Below are 19,128 nucleotides of genomic sequence, written 5' to 3'. Positions count from 1 at the left end.
TTTTCAGTGGCCAAGCAAGTGACGAGCACCGAACTTAATTATAAGTTATCTCGCAGTAAAGTGATTTTGCGTCAACTACTACCACTGATTGCAGCTTATTTCAATTTAGGAAGTACCTACATGTTTCAGTCTGTATTAAAGTGAAACATTACTTTCTTGTTTTCCCGAGGTATTGGACGTGATATGAGATTTGAGAAAAAGGGCAATTTGAATTACCAAAGCAATTAAAACAACCCACGCCCAGAATGCCATGAAACTTGTCTGGAAACTATAAAGTACTTCTGGTAGCGGATAGAACGGATTGAAGTGCATAACCAAGGTGAATGTGTAAAACATACCAAAGGTAAAATTTCTGGACCATTGTGATATATCATACTCGAAGATTCCTTTGTTCCAGCCATATGTTTTAATACGGCTGTAGGCACGAATTATTTCAATGACCTCAATGAAAACGAGTAGTAATAAAACGATTACCCAAAAAAGGGCAATAATTCCCGGTGTAAACGTATTAGTCGTAACAATTGCCAATCCAGTGATTGATAAAGCGCCATGAATAATGCAATTGGTGTTCGACCAGTCATTAGCCAATGACCAATTTCTTTGCTGCAAATACCGTTTACTAATTAAGGCTATACCAGCTAAATAGAACATCAGACCTAACAAGATAATAACTTCAGTGAATAAGGCTGGAAAACGAAAAAATACATTGTTTAAAAGGAAGATAATTGATTGAGTTCCTACTGTAGATAAGAGAATTGTACCGTGTACCCGGTACTTTTTTTTTGCTGTAAATAATTTTCTGAAGTTATAAAAACACGTGACCAAAAATAATAACCATAATATCGAATTTAATATTGCCATGATTTGTGTAATCAGCAGAATTTCAGGAAAATACTTTATAAATACATTACATAAAACAGATACGCCAGCTATCCAAGTCCCGATTGCAAAAGATTTAACGGGATGTTTAATAAATGGGATTAAAAAATCCCGATGAAAAAATTGAATGGATAAGGATTTATAAATAAAAATCCATGCAATTGCCAGCAGGATTGCCAAAAATTTTCCTGCGTTCAAATCCAATATAGGAAAAGCATTAATTGTACCGATTAAAAAAATGCCACTTGCCATAATAATCGATCCAGAAGAAGGTTCGATTTTTTTGTAACTGCTTTGCTGCTGCATAATACCACATCCATTCGTTCACTAAAAGTTCACCTTGTGCATTATATCATTTCTCTTTCATAAGGTGAAACGACTACGTTGTGAGCGAACAGAAGGGATCAAAGTCCTGATTTCAGGAATATTTCAGCAGGTAAGAAAGTATAATTCCTTTTTTACTGCAAAAGTGCAACTAAGTCTGTCACCATTAAGGCATGGAGATAAGCCAAGTTTTCTATTCATCTCTTTTGAAAAAATTTAGAATATATTCAAAAAACTATTGACTAATATTTTTCAAAATACTATAATTATTGAGAATCGAATCGGAAGGAGGTCATTAAAATGGAAAAAGTATTTCAAGTTATTCAAGTAAATTTCATAATTCATAGTGGCCTTCTGAGCGGGAAAGCATAGTACTACATATTGTTTTTTTATACGCTTAAGAAGGTCACACTCAGCTGTGGCCTTTTTATATTGTACGAGGAGATTTTGCAGATCAATCCTCATACATTTATGAAAACATGCGTCATAGACGTGTGTTTTTTTGTGTCTTAAAAGGCTGCAGCAGAAGATTTGGTGAAGAAATTATCTCTATGTATACGAAAAAGTAAAAAAGAAGGTGAGAAACATGTTTCAGGTTTTTAAGAAGTTAGATTGGTTTTTTAAACGATATTGGAAGAGTTATGTTTTCGCAATCGTAGCCTTAATTATCGCAAGTGCAATTGGTCTTATACCACCTAAATTAGTAGGGTTTGCAATTGATAAAATTCAGTTTGAAACACTGACAACGAAACTTCTGGTAACGCTAATCGCGGGTTACCTTGTACTCATTGTTGTGCACTATTCAATATCCTATTTATGGGATTATACTTTATTCAGCGGTGCTGCGAAACTGGAGCGGCTGTCCAGAAGCAGATTAATGGATCATTTTCTAAAGATGACTCCAACATTTTTTGGTAAGTTCAGAACGGGTGATTTGATGGCCCGCAGTACAAATGATCTAAGGTCAATCCAGCTTACTGCGGGATTTGGTGTCCTGACTTTGATTGACTCCAGTATTTTTATGATCATGATCATCGCGGTAATGGGATTTACAATTAGCTGGCCGTTGACATTAGCGGCATTAATCCCACTACCTATAATGGCAGTTGTAATGAATAAGTATGGAGGAACGATTCACAAACGGTTTATGGAGGCGCAAACTGCATTTGGTGATATGAATAACGAGGTGCTGGAATCAATACGTGGCGTAAGGGTTATTCGTGCCTTTGTACAGGAAAGAAATGATGAAAAACGTTTTGAATCTATGACAGAGGATGTTTATCAAAAAAACATTGCGGTTGCTAAAATTGATGCCCTCTTTGAACCAACCATGAAAATTCTAGTTGGATTGTCCTATACGATTGGTCTTGGTTATGGGGCTATACTCGTATTTGAAAACAGGATTACATTAGGTGATCTTGTTACATTTAACGTTTACCTTGGAATGTTGATTTGGCCAATGTTTGCGGTTGGTGAGCTAATTAATATTATGCAACGCGGTAATGCATCGTTAGATCGAGTGAATGAAACATTAGACTATGAGGCAGATGTTAAAAATCCAGAAGATCCAAAATCTATAACAGCATTAAATTCGATTGAGTTTGACCATGTCTCGTTTACCTATCCAGAATCAGAAGTAAAACAATTGGATGATATTTGTTTAGACATAAAAAATGGCCAAACAATAGGAATTGTTGGGAAAACCGGAGCAGGAAAGACGACAATATTTAAGCTGCTGTTACGTCAATATCCCGGGGTAAAGGGAAAAATAAAAGTATCAGGAATTGATCTGAGTGATATCAGTTTTGATCAGATTCGCTCATGGATTGGTTATGTACCACAGGATCAAATGATGTTTTCCAAGAGCATTCGTGAAAACATTCAGTTCGGTAAAGGTGACGCTACCGATGAAGAGATACATCGTGTAATGGAACTTGCTCACTTCTTAAATGATATGAATCAATTACCTGATGGTCTTGATACTCAAGTAGGAGAAAGCGGTGTTACATTATCTGGTGGTCAAAAGCAGCGTGTAGCATTAGCTCGTGCATTTATAAAAGACCCAGAAATATTGATTTTGGATGATTCGTTATCAGCAGTAGATGGAAAAACAGAATCCAAAATAATAGAGCATTTACGAAAAGAACGTCAAAATAAAACAACATTTATTGCTGCGCATCGTCTTTCTGCTGTGACGCATGCTGATCAAATTATTGTTTTAGAAAACGGGAAAATTATGGAACAAGGAACACATAATGAACTGGTTGCACGGGATGGCTGGTACAAAGAACAGTACAATCAACAGCAGCTGGAAAACGAGGAGGTGCGTTCCTAATGAAAAAGGCGTCTACTGAAAAAAGACTATTTCAATATGCACTGTACTATAAAAGGAGTATTATTATTGGATTAGTTTGCCTGATTATTGCAGTATCCCTGGAACTTGTAGGTCCTTTAATCGCAAAGCGTATTATTGATGAGCACATTCTCGGGGTAGAAGGTAACTGGCAGCAAGTTGAGAATAATAATGACGACTATACAATTGAACATGATGGAGATTTTTATAAGCGGTCTGATCGACTGACGAATCAAGATAACCCAAAAAGTCTTGTGACAATTCTCCAGGTCGAACAGAATTATTATCTTGTGAAAGCTGATGTACCATTAACGGGAAAAAGAAGTATTAAAGACAACGCCATTGTTGTACAAACGAATGATGGGAATCAGACATATACGGGAGAAAAGCTATCATATTTAGAAATATATCCATTTTTCCAGCCGGAAAAAGAACCTATTTTATTTCTTTTAGGTCTGTATATGTTTCTATTATTAATAGCTGCATTTTTTCAATTCTTTAAGACATATTTATTACAGAAAGCATCTAACCAGATAGTTAAAAGGATGCGAAACGACATATTTAAACACACGCAGAAGATACCGATTAACTATTATGTCGATCAGCCTGCAGGTAAAATTGTCGCAAGAATTACGAACGATACGGAAGCAATTAGAGACTTATATGAAAGAGTGTTTTCCATTGTAGTTACAAGCGTTATTTACATGACAGGAATATTTGTTGCATTATTTATTCTTGATGTGAAATTGGCATTTATGTGCTTGTTAATCATCCCACTAATTCTTGCATGGATGAAGACTTACAAATATTTTGGCACAAAATATAATACGGTTATCAGAACCACAATTAGTGATATCAATGGAAGCATCAGTGAAGCAATACAAGGGATGCCAATCATTCAGGCATTTCGTCATGAGAAAAAAACGAAGAAGGACTTCGAGGTATTAAATGACAGACATTACACCTTTGAACGAAAATTAGTAAAGCTGAGTGCACTAACTTCCTACAATCTTGTAACAGTTATTCGCAATATAGCGTTCGTCGGTTTTATCTGGTACTTTGGGTTGATCTCATTTAGTCCTACTGCTGTGATATCGATTGGTATGCTGTATGCATTTGTTGATTACCTTAACCGTTTATTTGAACCTGTAACCGATATCGTTCATCAGCTGCCGTTGATCGAGCAGGCAAGAGTAGCTGGGAACCGTGTTTTCGAATTACTGGATCAAGATGGCGAGCAAGTGATAACAGGAAATGTAGACAGATACAGAGGAGAAGTGGAATTTAATCATGTATCGTTTGCCTATAATGATAAAGATTATGTATTAAACGATATTTCTTTTAAAGTAAATGCCGGTCAAACGGCAGCGTTTGTCGGACACACAGGTTCTGGGAAGAGTTCGATTATGAACTTGTTATTCCGATTTTATGATCCTCAAAAAGGGACTATAACAATAGATGGTAACGATACTGGTGGATGGTCCCGTCAACAAGTCAGAAGTCATATGGGTATCGTACTGCAGGATCCATTCCTATTTTCTGGTACTATCCTGTCAAATGTAACAATGGGCGATCCGAAAATTTCAAGGGAACAAGCGATTAATGCACTGAAATCAGTGGGTGCGGATCGATTTATTGAAAAGTTGCCTAAGAAATATGATGATCCTGTGACGGAAGGCGGAAGTACGTTTTCACTCGGTGAGCGGCAGCTATTATCGTTCGCACGTGCATTAGCATTTGATCCTGCCATTTTAATTTTAGATGAGGCAACTGCAAATGTAGACACGGAAACAGAAGCTGTTATTCAACGTGCTTTAGAGATTCTGAAAAAAGGGCGAACTACACTTGTTATCGCACATCGATTATCAACAATTCAACAAGCAGACTCAATTTTTGTTCTTGACCATGGTATGATAAAAGAACAAGGAAGTCATGAACAATTGATACAAGTAAAAGGAATGTATTATCAAATGTATCAAATGCAACAAGGTAACACAAAAGAAGCGGTATAACTTGCTCTGTGAGGTGTCACTATGGATAAAGAAGATAAAAGAACCCATGATGTGATCGATGATGATCTGTATGAAGAAATTGATGATGATGAGCTAGTTGAATTAGTCGATATCGAAAGAAAAAAAGCATGGAAACGTGCACAAGAAAATAAAGAACAGCAAAAACCAAAGCGTCCATTTCCAAAATGGGCGTTTTGGTTGATTGCTGCTATGATGATGCTAAACGTGTTTGCATTTTACCCGAAAGTTATATCCATACCAGCAATTGAATTTTTAGCGACTTCTTCTAAGCTTTCCATGCAGAAAGATATTCGTACATATAAAGATTCAGTCGTGGTAATCGAATCAAGCGAATCGAGCGGAACAGGGTTTTCAGTACACGGAGATGGAACAATCCTTACAAACTTTCATGTGATTGAAGGAGAAGATAATGTTACCGTAGTTTTCCCAGAGGAAGGACTTAAAAACGCTGAAGTTGTTGCAACCTATCCAACTATTGATTTAGCTGTTTTAAAGGCAGAGGGAGGTAATTATCCTTCACTTGAACTAGCCGAAGACCCGACCGTTAATAAAGGAGATGCGATATATTTTATTGGGAATCCATTACGTTTTCATGGAATTGCTAATAAAGGTACCATCATTAAAGAAACGACCCTGTCCGGTTGGGAAAAACCAGTAATGATGATTGATGCACCAGTTTATAACGGAAATAGTGGAAGCCCAGTAATTAATCAGGATGGAAAAGTCATTGGTGTGGTATTTGCTACACTTGATAGTGAAGATTTAGGAAAGGTTGGTCTATACATTCCAATTGAATATTATTACTCCTTTCATGAATAATTGTTTGATTTATTAAAAATTAGGGAAATCTATTTTTAATAAGAAACATGAGGAGGTATTATAAATGCTTTATTTAACATCAACCTTAAAATCATATAACATCCATGCAACAGATGGTGAAATGGGAAAAGTTAAAGATATTTACTTTGACGATCATAGCTGGGCAATTCGATATGCGCAAGTGGATACCCATAAATGGTTACCGGCAAGAAATGTGTATGTTTCTCCATCTTCATTTACAGGAATGAACAATAATGAGAAGCAAGTAGAGGTAAACCATACAAAAGAGACAATTAAAAACAGTCCAACAATACCGTCTGATACAGAAATATCAAAATCGAATGAAGCTAGTTTGACGGAGTATTACGGATGGAACAGATACTGGAGAGGTACTAATTTATGGGGAGCGGTCGACAGACCCTTTGTGCCTAAAGTTCCTTCTCAAAATGAAGAACAAACAGCTAGGCGTAATGAAAAAGAAATGAATGAAAATAAGAATTATGTGTTACTTAACGAGTCTGATACAGTTGGAATAAAGGTTCACGGGCATGATGGTAAGATGGGCCACATCACAGATTTGGTGTTTGATGATGAAAACTGGAAAATAGATTACCTCGTTTTAAAAATAGTAAAAGTACCCGCTGATAAATATTATTTGGTAAGAACGAATCATATTAAATCAGTTGAATGGTCGGAAAAAGACTTATATGTAGACTTAAATGCAGTAGACTTAGATAAGCAAGTTAGTTTTGAAACGAAAGAAGATGCTTTAGCGAGTCTTAAAATATAATCGTGTTTTTTAAGTACCGATGACATTTATGGCATCGGTACTTTTTTAGGTTTAATTATTTTAATAAAAGTGACAGCAGTAATGATTTTTTAATCCAAATGTAAATACCTTGTGATAGTAACTGCTTGGTGTATGGGTTAAAATTAGTCATATTGAAATAGAAACTTATGCCTAAAACAAAGAGATGGTGGTATTCATCATGACATATAAAATAATGACTATAACTAATAAAAATACGATAATGATAAATAAAATGAATGAAAAATACAAAAAAACCACACCCAAAAAAGAAAATAAATCGACGAATTTTATAATGGCTGGAGGTGCTTTGGTTGATTACTAACCAATCCTTAAAAGAGAGTCCTTTAGAAGAAATGATTGCCTCAGCCAAAAAAGGGGATACAGAAGTACAGAATCAGCTATTAAAGATGTATCAGCCTTATATTGCTAAATGTGTTTCGGAAGTTTGTAAACGGTATATTGATCCAAAGCGTGACGATGAGTTTAGTGTTGGCTTGTTTGCATTTAATGAAGCTATTCAAACATACTCATCAGATAAAGGAAGTTCATTTTTGTCTTTTGCTAAGCTTGTCGTGAAGCGAAAAGTAATAGACTATATTCGATTTGTGCAAAAAACTCCTGCTACTTCTTCGCTGGATGAAAGCTATGATGAGGAAAAGATGGAAAACCCAGCCGAAATTGTCGCTGTGAATGAAAAGTATCAAGTCGAACAGGATGCATGGTATCGCAGAGAAGAAATTGCTGACTTTAAAGATAAGCTTTGGGATTATAAATTGACGCTGACCGAACTGACAGAAGCTTCTCCAAAGCATAAAGATGCAAGGGAATCTGCTATTCGCACGGCAAAAATCCTGTATAATGACGAAGAATTAAGAGAGTATGTACAACTTAAGCGAAAGCTTCCGATTAAGGATTTAGTGAAGAAAGTGGATGTCAGTAAAAAAACGTTAGAGCGAAACCGAAAATATATTTTAGCGATTTTTATTGTTTTAAGTGAAGATTACCTGTATCTCAGAGATTATCTTAAAGGGGTGGCTTAGTGAGTAAAGGGATAGTTATGGAAAAACATCGGAAATTTACCATTGTAGTAGCATCAGATGGAAGTTTCCAGAAAGTTAAGCCGATCAAAGACGCTGAAATCGGTGCCGAAGTTTCATATGAGACCTTAACGGAAAAGCAAGGTGGATTGTTATTTTTCCCTACTAGGAAAAAAAACAGTGTGCCAATTCGGTATATCGCTATAGCATGTATGGTACTTTTATTTGTTATGCCATTTTATTTCTTTAGTGGTGACAATAAAACTTATGCATACGTAAATCTGGACATCAATCCAAGTGTGGAAATTGAAATAAACGAAGAACTTAACGTGGTATCAATCACACCACTTAATGCAGACGCAAAAAAATTATTGGAGAAGTTGCCGGATTATAAGGACAAACAAGTTGTACAATTTATTGAGATTATTATGAACAAAAGTGTTGAACTTGGTTTGACTAAAAACGGCAAAAATGTGATGGTCGGAGTGAGCTACATAGATACTGAAGATATTTCGGTAATTGATTCGGTAGATAAATACTTCGCGGCTAATAAAACTTCTTGGAAGATCGCTACTTTTCAGGTGCCAATGGAATTAAGAAAGCGTGCTCTAAAAGAAAATATATCAATGAATAAAGTGTTGGCTAACACGATGGATAATTCAAATACGGAACCGGAAAAATACTTAAATCAACCACGAACTAATGATGATGAAAAAGAACTTATACGCTCATTTTATATTAATTCAAGTAATGATCATCAAAATGAAGTGAAAGACGAAAAAAATACTGTTAATCAGGATAATATAAATCCTTCAGCTGCTGCCTCCAAACCACTAAAGGAAAAGGAAATAAAGCAATCAAGTGAGCTGAAGAAACAGAATGGCAAAATCCATTCAAAGGGTAAGAATCAGATTAAAAAGCCTGAAGAGGTTAAAAAAGAAAAAAAGAAAGATAAAATGAAGCACAACCCAGCAAATAAAATAGATAAACAAAAGAATAAAGTTCATAAAGATAAAGATAAAGAAAATGAAAAAAACGAAGATAAAAACAAAGACAAACATAAAAAGAATAAAGAAAATGATTAAACTGGTTGATTCTGATGTGGTATCAGAATCAACCAGTTTTTTTGGCAGTTAAGAAAGTATAAATACTTTCTTACTGCATAAGTGTAACTAAGGCTACCGCGGTTAAAGCTTGGCGAATAAGCCAATCTTTCTAATGAATACCTATATTTCCAATACTTCATCGGGCGTGTATTTCATGGCGTGATCAATGTAATACAATAATTGATCATGGCTCTGCAGTACATTATTCTGATCAGTTGCGTAATAATAGGAATGTAAAAATAGTTGGATGCGTTTTGAAAGCATGTCATCATTTGTCCGAACCATTAATACAAGCAAATCATCCCATTGTCCCCATAGTGTGTAATAAAGTGCCTTATCATAATCAGGAATTTTCACTGACTTCCCCTCCTTAAAAACTTTAAAGGATTACATCTAGTTTGCCCCTATAATAAATATATTTCCGAAAACAAATTTGGTGTATTTTCCAATATAAGGACTGTAAGAATAAAAAAATGAGTTTGCAGCATACTAATCGCAAATATGCTAGGAGGTATAAATTAGATGAAAATTAAATTTCTAGGAATCACCCTGATAACTGCCTTGGCGCTTGTAGGATGTCAAAACGATAATGGCACCAAAGAAGCTGACCCAAACAATAATGATGATACAAATGTAGAACAAACAAGATTTAACGCTGGAGATCAAAATAGTCAGGATTTCGATATGAATAACAATGGCAAGGAATATGATTTGTCGGAAGAGGCAGCAGAGAAAATCACACAGCAGGTTAAGGGAGTTGAATCTGCAAATGTTGTAACGACAGAGAACAATGCATATGTAGCTGCAGAGATAAATGCAACTGCTGATACTGGTAACGGCAATGGCCTATCAGAAGAAGTGAAAAAACAAATTTCGAAAATCGTGAAATCAACTGATTCTGATATTGACAACGTTTATGTATCGACTAATCCGGATTTTGCTGACTTAGCAACTAGATATGCTGATCAGGCAGAAAACGGTGAACCAATTGAAGGTATTTTTGACCAAATGGGAAATATGATCGAACGGGTTTTCCCACAAAAAAATGAATAAGAAAAAAATTATTTAATCCTAAAAGTACCGCATGGCAATCATGTGGTGCTTTTTCTTTTGAAAAAACGATAACTTTGAAACAATTTCAAACATATGCTATTCTTAAACGAGTAATTCATACTATTCATAGTGAATTACTTTGTTTTAATATTGAATAGTGGAGTTGAAATAAATGGGTCGAGAATTTATAGATTTATTTGAAGAGTGGGCGGACTCCTACGATGCAAGTGTAGCTGGAGAAGATCCACAATATGCTGCAGTATTTCATGATTATGATAAGATATTAGATGAGGTTGTAACGAATATAAGTGGAAATGTACTGGAGTTTGGCGTAGGAACAGGTAACTTAACGAAGAAAGTATTAGATAATGGTAATCATGTAATCGGTGTAGAGCCGTCAGCCGCAATGCGGACGATCGCTGCAGATAAGATGCCGGACGTATCCATTATGGAAGGGGATTTTATAACATTCCCTAATCCTGGTAAAGAAATAAATACGATTATTAGTTCCTATGCATTTCATCATCTAACAGATGATGAAAAAAGTGAGGCGATTGAAAACTTTGCAGAATTATTGAGTGAAAAGGGGAAAATAGTTTTTGCTGATACAATGTTTGAATCCACCACTGCAAAGGAAGATATAATTAAAGAAGCATACACGAATGGGTACGTCGATTTGATTGAAGACTTAAATCGTGAATATTACCCAACTATCAGCACACTAAATAACATTTTTGACAGAAATAATTTTCATGTATCATTTTCAAAAATGAACGATTTTGTTTGGCTAGTGATTGCCGAGAAAAAATAGAAGGAGTGACGGTTATGACAAAGAAAATGAATGTAGAAAGCTTTAATTTAGATCACACAAAAGTGGTTGCCCCATATGTTAGATTAGTTGGTGTTACTACAGGAGCAAATGGCGATAATGTTTATAAATACGATATTCGTTTCAAGCAACCTAACAAGGAACATATGGATATGCCTGGATTGCATTCGATCGAACATTTAATGGCTGAAAACATCCGGAATCATATGGATAACGTGCTTGATATCGGACCAATGGGTTGTCAAACCGGTTTTTATTTAGCAATCCTGAATAATGATAATTATGATCAGGTATTAGATACATTGGAGAAAACGCTGCAAGATGTTTTAGAAGCAACAGAAGTTCCTGCTTGTAATGAAGTTCAATGTGGCTGGGCAGCAAATCATAGCTTAGATGGCGCTAAAACGATTGCACAGGAAATGCTGAATAAACGTGATGAGTGGCATCAAGTATTTGAAAAGTAAGAGGCGATAAAAATGACAATTTATAACTCAGTTAATGAACTTATCGGGCAGACACCCTTAGTTGAACTAACAAACTTCCCCCTTCCAGAGGGGGTTCGTTTGTATGCAAAACTTGAATATTATAACCCAGGCGGAAGTATTAAAGACAGACTGGGAAAAAAACTTGTTGAGGACGCACTGGAAAACGGATATATAGCAGAAGGTGGTACGATTATTGAACCTACTGCAGGCAATACTGGAATTGGATTAGCGTTAGCAGTATTAAACAAAAATATAAACGTCATGTTCTGTATTCCTGAACATTTTAGTCAAGAAAAACAAATGATTATGAAGGCATTGGGAGCAGAAATTGTTAAAACTCCACGTGAAAAGGGCATGATTGGTGCGATAGAAAAAACGAATGAATTACTTTCAACTGTACCTAATAGTTATTCACCACAGCAATTCGGTAACCCAGCTAATCCACTGACTTATTATGAAACACTTGCACCAGATATATTAAAAGATCTTGATGGTGAACTTGATGTATTTGTAGCGGGATCAGGTTCAGGTGGTACTTTTATGGGGTCAGCTAACTATTTTAAAGAATATAACTCTTCCATTAAAACAGTAATTGTTGAGCCTGAGGGTTCGATAATTGCTGGTGGGGAGCCTGGGCCGCATAAAACAGAAGGTATCGGAATGGAATTTTTACCTGATTATATGAATCGAGAATATATGGATGCAATTCATACAGTTACAGATGAAAATGCATTTAGACTTGTTAAAGAACTTGCTGCAAAAGAAGGTTTATTAGTTGGAAGTTCGTCGGGGGCTGCAATGTTCGCCGCACTTGAAGAAGCGAAAACAGCAAAGCCGGGTTCAACCATTGTTACAATTTTTCCTGATGGTAGTGACCGGTACTTAAGTAAACATATTTATGGATAATCATAGTAAATTGAATGAATAGGAGGAGTAAAGTGATGCGACAAAAAACTAAAATGATTCATGGTGGAATCACCAATGATGAACAAACTGGTGCTGTATCAGTTCCAGTTTATCAAGTTAGCACCTATAAACAAGATCAGGTTGGAAAACATCGTGGATACGAATACTCACGTACTGGAAACCCAACTCGCCATGCACTTGAAACAGTAATTAGCGATTTAGAAAACGGTAAAGCAGGCTTTGCATTCGGATCAGGTATGGCAGCTATTACTTCTGTTTTAATGATGTTTGACGCAGACGATCATGTGGTGATGACCGATGATGTTTATGGTGGAACATACCGTTTAATGACTAGTGTGCTGAACCGTTTTAATCTTGATCACACATATGTCGATACCAGCTATCCTGAAAAAGTAGAAGCGGCAATAACCGAAAAAACAAAAGCGATTTATGTGGAAACACCTACAAATCCGCTCTTGAAAATTACAGATATAAAAGCGATGGCAGAAATTGCGAAAAAGCATGACTTAAAGCTGATTGTGGATAATACATTTGCTACACCATATTGGCAGTTGCCGATTGATCTTGGTGCAGACATTGTCTTGCACAGTGCAACAAAATACATTGGTGGTCACAGTGATGTTGTTGCAGGTTTAGTCGTTGTTAATTCAGAGCAATTAGCAGAGGACCTGCATTTCATACAGAATTCAGTCGGCGGCGTATTAGGGCCGCAGGATTCATGGTTATTAATGCGGGGAATTAAAACATTAGCGTTACGTATGGAAGCTATTGAAGCTAATACCAAAAAAATTGTATCCTTCCTGGAGAGTCATGATAAAGTTTCTACGATATATTACCCAGGTATCGAAAGTCATAAAGGACACAAATTAGCATCAGAACAATCTTCTGGCTTCGGCGGAATGGTATCGTTTGATGTTGGTAGCGGGGAACGTGCAGAGAAAGTATTAGAACAGGTTCAGTACTTTACTTTAGCTGAAAGTTTAGGCGCAGTTGAAAGTTTAATTTCACTGCCAGCTCAAATGACACATGCATCGATTCCACGAGAGCGCCGTCTTGAACTTGGTATAACGGACGGATTAATTCGAATCTCGGTGGGAATTGAAGATAGTGACGATCTAATTGAAGATCTGGAAGCAGCATTAAATAGTTAACTTGAAGCAGTGACAGGGACAAACGTATATTATCTATTGCATAATCCGAACGAACCTTTTGGTTTCGTTCGGATTATTTGTTCTGAAGAAGTTCTGGCATCGTTCCGTTAAAATACTGCACCTTAGAACGCGGCTTCAGCTCGTGCTGTTCTTGCAGGAGTCACCGCCCTCCGCTCTCCAGGACTGGTGAAGCGGTTTACAAAATATTTATTTTCTTTCAACTAATGCATGCTGAAAGAGATATAGCTATCGAGTGTGGATCTTTTAAATCCGCTCCAATCTCTTTGCTGTCATATCGCAGTATTTATGAGTAAACAGAATCTAACTGAGGGAGTTTAGCGTCTTAGATGCTAATGCTATGGCCAAATTACTTATTTTTCACTAGATAAAACACTTTGTTTATTAGCATTCATTTATGAGAGACCCCGCTAACAACTAAGTTTTTAAATGCAGTCAAAGCAACAATTTCGTTCGAGTATGCTAAAATGGAGAATAAAACAATTGGAGGAATGAATGATGAGTGAAAAAGTATTATCTTATCTTACGAACAATAGAGCAGAGCTTTTGGAGAGATTAAACCAATTCTTATCCATACCTAGTGTAAGTGCGGCTAGTGTACATAAGAAAGATATCAACGAAGCTGCAGACTACGTAGTAAACTTCCTGAAGGATCTCCAGTTTGAAAAGATTGAAAAAATGGAAACTGGGGGACATCCTCTTGTGTATGCAGAATATAATGAAGCAGGACCGGATGCGCCAACCGTTTTACTGTATGGCCATTATGATGTACAACCTGTTGACCCAATTGATCTTTGGGACAGCGAGCCATTCAAGCCAGAGATAAGAAATGGCCGCTTATATGCACGTGGATCCAGTGATGATAAAGGGCAGGTTTTCATGCATCTTGCCGTTTTTGAAGCCTATATGAAAACAGAAGGTAAATTGCCTGTTAATGTAAAGGTTTGTATCGAAGGGGAAGAAGAAATAGGAAGTGAAAATTTATATCGTATTCTGCATGAAGAAAGTGATAAATTTTCAGCTGATTTCGCTGTAATTTCAGATTCTGGAATGGTGGCTAAAAATCAACCGACTATTTTGTATGGATTAAAAGGATTTACAGGAATTGAAATTAACGTTACTGGACCGGATCATGATTTACATTCTGGCATGTATGGTGGAGCAATTCGAAATCCTATCATGGCCATAAACCATATTTTGGCATCAATGAAAAATGTCGATGAAGTAATTACCGTAGATGGATTTTATGATGATGTAGAACCATTGACTGATGACGAGCGGAAACTAATTGCAGAAGTGAAAGGCGAAGATTATCAGGAAGCTGCCGGGGTGCAAGAAACAGCGTCTGAGAAAGGATATACTGCAAAAGAACATACAATGGCAAGACCTACTTTCGAAATAAATGGAATATATGGAGGCTATCAAGGGGAAGGTACGAAGACAATTATTCCATCATCAGCTACGGCTAAAATTACCAGCCGTCTCGTTCCTGGGCAAGATCCACAAAAAATCCAGGCATTACTCGAGGAGCATGTTAAAAAAGTAGCTCCATCTGGTGTAACTGTCGAGGTCGTAAAGGAAAAGCTGTCGGCAAAAGCATATAAAGTTGAGCCAAATCATCCGCTTATTCAAAAAGCTGCAAAAAGCTATAGTAAAGCATTTGGAAAAGAAACCATTTACGTGCGCATGGGAGGATCTATCCCTGTTGTAGAGTGGATTGAGGACGTGTATAACATTCCTATTGTTCTCTTAGGTTTTGGAACTCCAGATGACCGTTTGCATTCTCCTAACGAAAGCTTCCCATTGGATAGCTTTGATAAAGGAATGGTAACTCTAGTTCATTACTGGAAAGAAGTTGGAAAATAAACTAGTAACTTCCTCGTTGTGCATTAATTGCGAGGAAGTTATTCAGGTTTTTATTCGAGTGGAATAGGGTAATAATAGATAGCGACATCAGAGGGGGATATGACATGAAGTATGCAGTTATAACAGGAGTTTCAAGAGGACTTGGTGAATCAATCGCTAAATATATTTTGGAGTCAGGAATTCATGTAATAGGTATTTCGCGTACACGTTCTGCAAAGTTAGACCAACTTGCTGAATCGAATAATGTATCCTTTACACACTATTCTTGTGATTTAAGTGACGTTACTGAAATAGAAAATACATTCAAAAAAATAAGCACTGAAGTTTTTACTGAGAAGCTGACTACTTTATATTTAGTAAATAATGCTGCGGTCTTAGACCCAATTAACCCATCCATGAATATTGATAACCATGAACTTGCATACCATATGCAAGTGAATACAGTTGCCCCAATGGTATTGACTAATCTGTTTTTAAAGGAAGCAACAGAGAAAGACGTATCAATGGTTGGCGTTACAATAACGTCTGGTGCTGCAGAACGGCCAGTCTATGGTTGGAGCGCCTACTGCAGTTCGAAGGCAAGCATGAACCGCTATACAGAAACTGTGGCCCTTGAGCAGAAGGAGTTAAAGACAGGTCACAAAGTAATAGCATTTAGTCCAGGTATTATGGATACTGGAATGCAGGATAAAATTCGCTCTACATCACAGCAGTCTTTTTTAGATGTAGAGAAATTCAAGGAATTTAAAAAGAATAATGATTTAAAAGATACGGATTTAGTTGGAGGCATACTGGTGGATATACTCACAGATGAAGGAAGTATTGAAAACGGAAAAATTTATAATGTCAAAGATTATTTCTAGGTAATACACATACTTATCGGGTTATTCGCCCTTCCCAATTTTAAACCTCCGCATAGATTATCATATGCTTAAAATAAGGAGGGGAATTTAATGGGTTATGAAGAAGGCGGACGCGGCTTAAACTTTGCTTTATTAGTGGTGTTGTTTATTCTGTTAGTAATCATTGGTACTGCATATACAGGTGGCGGATACGGCTATTAACATTATTTTGTAAAACATGCACGGGACGCATCCTGTGCATGTTTTTCTTATGTCTAGAAAAGTGATGCCAATGGTACGATTTTATCCTATATGATAAACTAATGGGTGCAGAATTTTTTTAATCAGTTTTCTTATATAGTAACTCAACTTTCGCACAAAAATAATCATAATGAATCAATAAACGGTAGTACTTGTAGCACTAAGAATAGAATACTTGATACGAATAACGAATACTTTTCACAAAACGTGATGCTAGTTACTTTGTCGTATTTGATATAAACTGCGACGTAACATACTTCACCGGGAAAAACTGTAATGTATCAGCAACGAGATTTCCGCTGATGGCAGTCGCGCACCTTAGGGCGGCTGGTGAGCCTCCTCGTGCTGTCGCACTCCGGGGTCTCACCTATGCCTGTCCTCTCGCAGGAGTCGACTGCTATTCGCTACAATCTCTAGACAAAATATGGATGTCGCAGATTTATTAACTGCCTCCCTTAGACGTAAAAGCTTTACCAGTCCTGGTGAGCGGAGGGCGGTGACTCCAGCGGGAACAGCACGAGTCTGAAGGCCCCGCAGAGTGGGGTTCTCGAGGAGACTGAAGCCGTGCCCGCGGAAAGCATCCGCCCGCAGCGATCCTGGACGGCGGCTTTAGAACATTACTTGGTAATAAAAATACTTCGCAGTATATAGGTTTTGCGCCAACTACAACAAGTGATTACAGGTAGTACCTACTTATTTCAGTCTACGAAAGTTGTAATAATAAAGATATGTCTATAGTGAAAGGAAGAAAATAATGATTACACGAAAAAGCAAACGGGAAATTGAAATGATGCAAGAGGCTGGGAAGTTATTAGTTAAAACCCATAAAGAAATTGGAAAAATGATAAAACCAGGCATCTCAACAATGGAAATCGATACATTTGTTGAAAAGTTTTTAGCAAAACATGGAGCAACTCCTGAACAAAAAGGGTTTAGCGGTTATCCGTATGCTATCTGTGCCTCTATTAACGATGAAATATGTCACGGATTTCCGAGAAAAGACAAACTTGTTGACGGTGACATCGTAACAATTGATATGGTTGTTAACTTGAATGGCGGATTAGCGGATTCAGCATGGACCTATACAGTTGGTAATGTGGACCATGTGGGCAAGCGGTTGATGGAAGTTACCAGGAAAGCATTATACAAAGGAATTGAAAAAGCTCAAGACGGAAGCAGAATTGGAGATATTGGACACGCGATTCAATCCTATGCTGAAGGAGAAGGATTCTCTGTAGTTAGAGACTTCACTGGTCACGGTATTGGACCAACAATACATGAGGAACCACATATTCCACATTTCGGACTACCGAATAAGGGTGTTCGTTTGAAAGAGGGAATGGTTGTTACTATTGAACCAATGATTAACGAAGGAACTTGGAAAAGTAAAATGGACGACAATAGCTGGACTGCACGAACGGTCGACGGAGGACGCTCGGCACAGTATGAACATACCATTGTAATTACTAAAGATGGTCCATTGCTAATTACTGATCAAGGTGAAGAAAGGTAAGATAACTGATTTCATTAAATGTAGGAGGTTACACCATGCGAGTAGTTTCTATTTGTCCGAGTAATACTGAAATAGTCGAGTACCTAGGAAAAATTGAATTGCTGGTAGGTGTTGACGACTTTTCTGATTGGCCCGAAGAAATCAATCATTTACCACGTGTAGGACCTGACTTATCGATTGATATGGTGAAAGTTGCAGCGCTTGAACCTGACCTTGTTTTGGCATCTTTAAGCGTTCCGGGTATGGAAAAAAATATTGAGGCATTAAAAGAAATGAACCTACCTTATATTATCCTGAACCCTAATTCTTTAGCTGAAATTGAATCTGATATTAGAGAGGTTGGTAAGGCATTAAACTGTCCTGACCTAGGAATTAAAAAAGCTGAAATGTTTCATGCTGAAGTTGAAGAATTTCGTTCGAAAGCAAAAACAAGTACGAATCAGCCAACCCTTTATTGGGAGTGGTGGCCAAAACCAGTTTTTACTCCTGGAGGGGAAAATTGGCTTACTGAAATCAGTCACTTAGCAGGAGCACAAAACATTTTTGCAGACGAAAAAATTGCGAGTGTGAAAACAGACTGGGAAAATATTAGAGAAAAAGATCCAGATCATATATGCATGGTTTGGGTTGGTGTGAAGGAAGAAAAGATGCGTCCGGAGCTAATTAGGAAAAGACCGGGATGGAAAGAAATGGACGCTGTAAAAAAAGGGAATATACATGTGTTGGAAGAATCTTTATATTGCAGACCATCACCAAGGTTGCTTGAGGGTTTGCGCAAGCTTGAAAAGATTATTCATATGAATTAAAAATCAGCCCGAATA

At 37.0% G+C, this 19,128-nt stretch carries 19 protein-coding genes; 17 read left to right on the top strand and 2 right to left on the bottom strand.

The window, feature by feature from the left end; all coding sequences use genetic code 11:
* Positions 1-135: 135 nt before the first annotated feature.
* Positions 136-1,185, bottom strand: a complete 1,050-nt coding sequence (locus tag VBD025_RS17695) for a hypothetical protein (protein ID WP_430787915.1) — start codon at positions 1,183-1,185, stop codon at positions 136-138.
* Positions 1,186-1,789: 604 nt separating this feature from the next.
* On the opposite strand from VBD025_RS17695, the gene VBD025_RS17690 reads away from it, so the two are divergent.
* From VBD025_RS17690 to VBD025_RS17660, 7 genes are all read left to right on the top strand, one after another.
* Entirely contained in the window at positions 1,790-3,538 is a 1,749-nt protein-coding gene (locus tag VBD025_RS17690; RefSeq protein ID WP_430787913.1) for an ABC transporter ATP-binding protein, read from the top strand.
* The gene (locus tag VBD025_RS17685; protein ID WP_430787911.1) at positions 3,538-5,568 is read left to right on the top strand and encodes an ABC transporter ATP-binding protein; all 2,031 of its coding nucleotides are present in this window, start codon (positions 3,538-3,540) and stop codon (positions 5,566-5,568) included. Before VBD025_RS17690 ends, VBD025_RS17685 begins: the two co-directional genes overlap by 1 nt.
* 21 nt (positions 5,569-5,589) lie before the next feature.
* Positions 5,590-6,408 (top strand): S1 family peptidase, encoded by an 819-nt coding sequence (locus tag VBD025_RS17680; protein ID WP_430787909.1) that lies wholly within the window; start codon positions 5,590-5,592, stop codon positions 6,406-6,408.
* A gap of 64 nt (positions 6,409-6,472) precedes the next feature.
* On the top strand, positions 6,473-7,198 hold the full coding sequence (locus VBD025_RS17675; RefSeq protein ID WP_430787907.1) for a hypothetical protein: 726 nt from the start codon (positions 6,473-6,475) through the stop codon (positions 7,196-7,198).
* Positions 7,199-7,397: 199 nt separating this feature from the next.
* Complete coding sequence (locus VBD025_RS17670; RefSeq protein ID WP_430787905.1) at positions 7,398-7,541, top strand: hypothetical protein; 144 nt, start codon at positions 7,398-7,400, stop codon at positions 7,539-7,541.
* Entirely contained in the window at positions 7,531-8,259 is a 729-nt protein-coding gene (gene sigI / locus VBD025_RS17665; RefSeq protein WP_430787903.1) for an RNA polymerase sigma factor SigI, read from the top strand. The genes VBD025_RS17670 and sigI overlap by 11 nt, the downstream gene beginning before the upstream one ends.
* Positions 8,259-9,341 carry an anti-sigma factor domain-containing protein gene (locus VBD025_RS17660; protein WP_430787901.1) on the top strand — a complete coding sequence of 361 codons (1,083 nt, stop codon included), beginning with the start codon at positions 8,259-8,261 and terminating at the stop codon, positions 9,339-9,341. The genes sigI and VBD025_RS17660 overlap by 1 nt, the downstream gene beginning before the upstream one ends.
* A 141-nt stretch (positions 9,342-9,482) precedes the next feature.
* Here VBD025_RS17660 and VBD025_RS17655 read toward each other — a convergent pair whose 3' ends face one another.
* Complete coding sequence (locus VBD025_RS17655) at positions 9,483-9,719, bottom strand: YhdB family protein (RefSeq protein ID WP_430787899.1); 237 nt, start codon at positions 9,717-9,719, stop codon at positions 9,483-9,485.
* A gap of 165 nt (positions 9,720-9,884) precedes the next feature.
* Between VBD025_RS17655 and VBD025_RS17650 the strand changes: the two genes are divergently transcribed.
* The 10 genes from VBD025_RS17650 to VBD025_RS17605 all read left to right on the top strand — a co-directional run bounded on the left by VBD025_RS17650 (position 9,885) and on the right by VBD025_RS17605 (position 19,113).
* Positions 9,885-10,415 carry a YhcN/YlaJ family sporulation lipoprotein gene (locus VBD025_RS17650; protein ID WP_430787897.1) on the top strand — a complete coding sequence of 177 codons (531 nt, stop codon included), beginning with the start codon at positions 9,885-9,887 and terminating at the stop codon, positions 10,413-10,415.
* 172 nt (positions 10,416-10,587) lie between these two features.
* Positions 10,588-11,226, top strand: coding sequence for a class I SAM-dependent DNA methyltransferase (locus VBD025_RS17645; RefSeq protein WP_430787895.1), 639 nt, complete (start codon positions 10,588-10,590; stop codon positions 11,224-11,226).
* A gap of 14 nt (positions 11,227-11,240) precedes the next feature.
* Positions 11,241-11,708, top strand: coding sequence for an S-ribosylhomocysteine lyase (locus VBD025_RS17640; protein WP_430787893.1), 468 nt, complete (start codon positions 11,241-11,243; stop codon positions 11,706-11,708).
* 12 nt (positions 11,709-11,720) lie between these two features.
* Positions 11,721-12,635, top strand: coding sequence for a PLP-dependent cysteine synthase family protein (locus tag VBD025_RS17635; protein ID WP_430787891.1), 915 nt, complete (start codon positions 11,721-11,723; stop codon positions 12,633-12,635).
* Positions 12,636-12,670: 35 nt separating this feature from the next.
* Positions 12,671-13,807: a bifunctional cystathionine gamma-lyase/homocysteine desulfhydrase gene (locus VBD025_RS17630; protein ID WP_430791480.1), complete on the top strand. Its 1,137-nt coding sequence runs from the start codon at positions 12,671-12,673 to the stop codon at positions 13,805-13,807.
* Between the two features lie 516 nt (positions 13,808-14,323).
* Positions 14,324-15,691: a dipeptidase gene (locus VBD025_RS17625; RefSeq protein WP_430787889.1), complete on the top strand. Its 1,368-nt coding sequence runs from the start codon at positions 14,324-14,326 to the stop codon at positions 15,689-15,691.
* A gap of 104 nt (positions 15,692-15,795) precedes the next feature.
* The gene (locus tag VBD025_RS17620; RefSeq protein WP_430787887.1) at positions 15,796-16,554 is read left to right on the top strand and encodes a (S)-benzoin forming benzil reductase; all 759 of its coding nucleotides are present in this window, start codon (positions 15,796-15,798) and stop codon (positions 16,552-16,554) included.
* Positions 16,555-16,644: 90 nt separating this feature from the next.
* Positions 16,645-16,755 carry a YjcZ family sporulation protein gene (locus VBD025_RS17615; protein ID WP_430787885.1) on the top strand — a complete coding sequence of 37 codons (111 nt, stop codon included), beginning with the start codon at positions 16,645-16,647 and terminating at the stop codon, positions 16,753-16,755.
* A gap of 793 nt (positions 16,756-17,548) precedes the next feature.
* Positions 17,549-18,307 carry a type I methionyl aminopeptidase gene (gene map / locus VBD025_RS17610; RefSeq protein WP_430787883.1) on the top strand — a complete coding sequence of 253 codons (759 nt, stop codon included), beginning with the start codon at positions 17,549-17,551 and terminating at the stop codon, positions 18,305-18,307.
* Positions 18,308-18,342: 35 nt separating this feature from the next.
* Positions 18,343-19,113: a cobalamin-binding protein gene (locus VBD025_RS17605; RefSeq protein WP_430787881.1), complete on the top strand. Its 771-nt coding sequence runs from the start codon at positions 18,343-18,345 to the stop codon at positions 19,111-19,113.
* Positions 19,114-19,128: the final 15 nt, after the last annotated feature.

The organism is Virgibacillus flavescens (assembly GCF_050574275.1).
In the GTDB taxonomy this organism is placed as follows: Bacteria; Bacillota; Bacilli; order Bacillales; family Amphibacillaceae; genus Virgibacillus_F; species Virgibacillus_F flavescens.
This window is presented reverse-complemented; position numbering and strand designations above follow the sequence as displayed.

Bases quoted from the DNA above. Each gene is read 5' to 3' on its own strand.
- VBD025_RS17695 (WP_430787915.1), bottom strand. From the start codon at position 1,185: ATGCAGCAGCAAAGCAGTTACAAAAAAATCGAACCTTCTTCTGGATCG.
- VBD025_RS17690 (WP_430787913.1), top strand. From the start codon at position 1,790: ATGTTTCAGGTTTTTAAGAAGTTAGATTGGTTTTTTAAACGATATTGG.
- VBD025_RS17685 (WP_430787911.1), top strand. From the start codon at position 3,538: ATGAAAAAGGCGTCTACTGAAAAAAGACTATTTCAATATGCACTGTAC.
- VBD025_RS17680 (WP_430787909.1), top strand. From the start codon at position 5,590: ATGGATAAAGAAGATAAAAGAACCCATGATGTGATCGATGATGATCTG.
- VBD025_RS17675 (WP_430787907.1), top strand. From the start codon at position 6,473: ATGCTTTATTTAACATCAACCTTAAAATCATATAACATCCATGCAACA.
- VBD025_RS17670 (WP_430787905.1), top strand. From the start codon at position 7,398: ATGACATATAAAATAATGACTATAACTAATAAAAATACGATAATGATA.
- VBD025_RS17650 (WP_430787897.1), top strand. From the start codon at position 9,885: ATGAAAATTAAATTTCTAGGAATCACCCTGATAACTGCCTTGGCGCTT.
- VBD025_RS17645 (WP_430787895.1), top strand. From the start codon at position 10,588: ATGGGTCGAGAATTTATAGATTTATTTGAAGAGTGGGCGGACTCCTAC.
- VBD025_RS17640 (WP_430787893.1), top strand. From the start codon at position 11,241: ATGACAAAGAAAATGAATGTAGAAAGCTTTAATTTAGATCACACAAAA.
- VBD025_RS17635 (WP_430787891.1), top strand. From the start codon at position 11,721: ATGACAATTTATAACTCAGTTAATGAACTTATCGGGCAGACACCCTTA.
- VBD025_RS17630 (WP_430791480.1), top strand. From the start codon at position 12,671: ATGCGACAAAAAACTAAAATGATTCATGGTGGAATCACCAATGATGAA.
- VBD025_RS17625 (WP_430787889.1), top strand. From the start codon at position 14,324: ATGAGTGAAAAAGTATTATCTTATCTTACGAACAATAGAGCAGAGCTT.
- VBD025_RS17620 (WP_430787887.1), top strand. From the start codon at position 15,796: ATGAAGTATGCAGTTATAACAGGAGTTTCAAGAGGACTTGGTGAATCA.
- VBD025_RS17615 (WP_430787885.1), top strand. From the start codon at position 16,645: ATGGGTTATGAAGAAGGCGGACGCGGCTTAAACTTTGCTTTATTAGTG.
- map (WP_430787883.1), top strand. From the start codon at position 17,549: ATGATTACACGAAAAAGCAAACGGGAAATTGAAATGATGCAAGAGGCT.
- VBD025_RS17605 (WP_430787881.1), top strand. From the start codon at position 18,343: ATGCGAGTAGTTTCTATTTGTCCGAGTAATACTGAAATAGTCGAGTAC.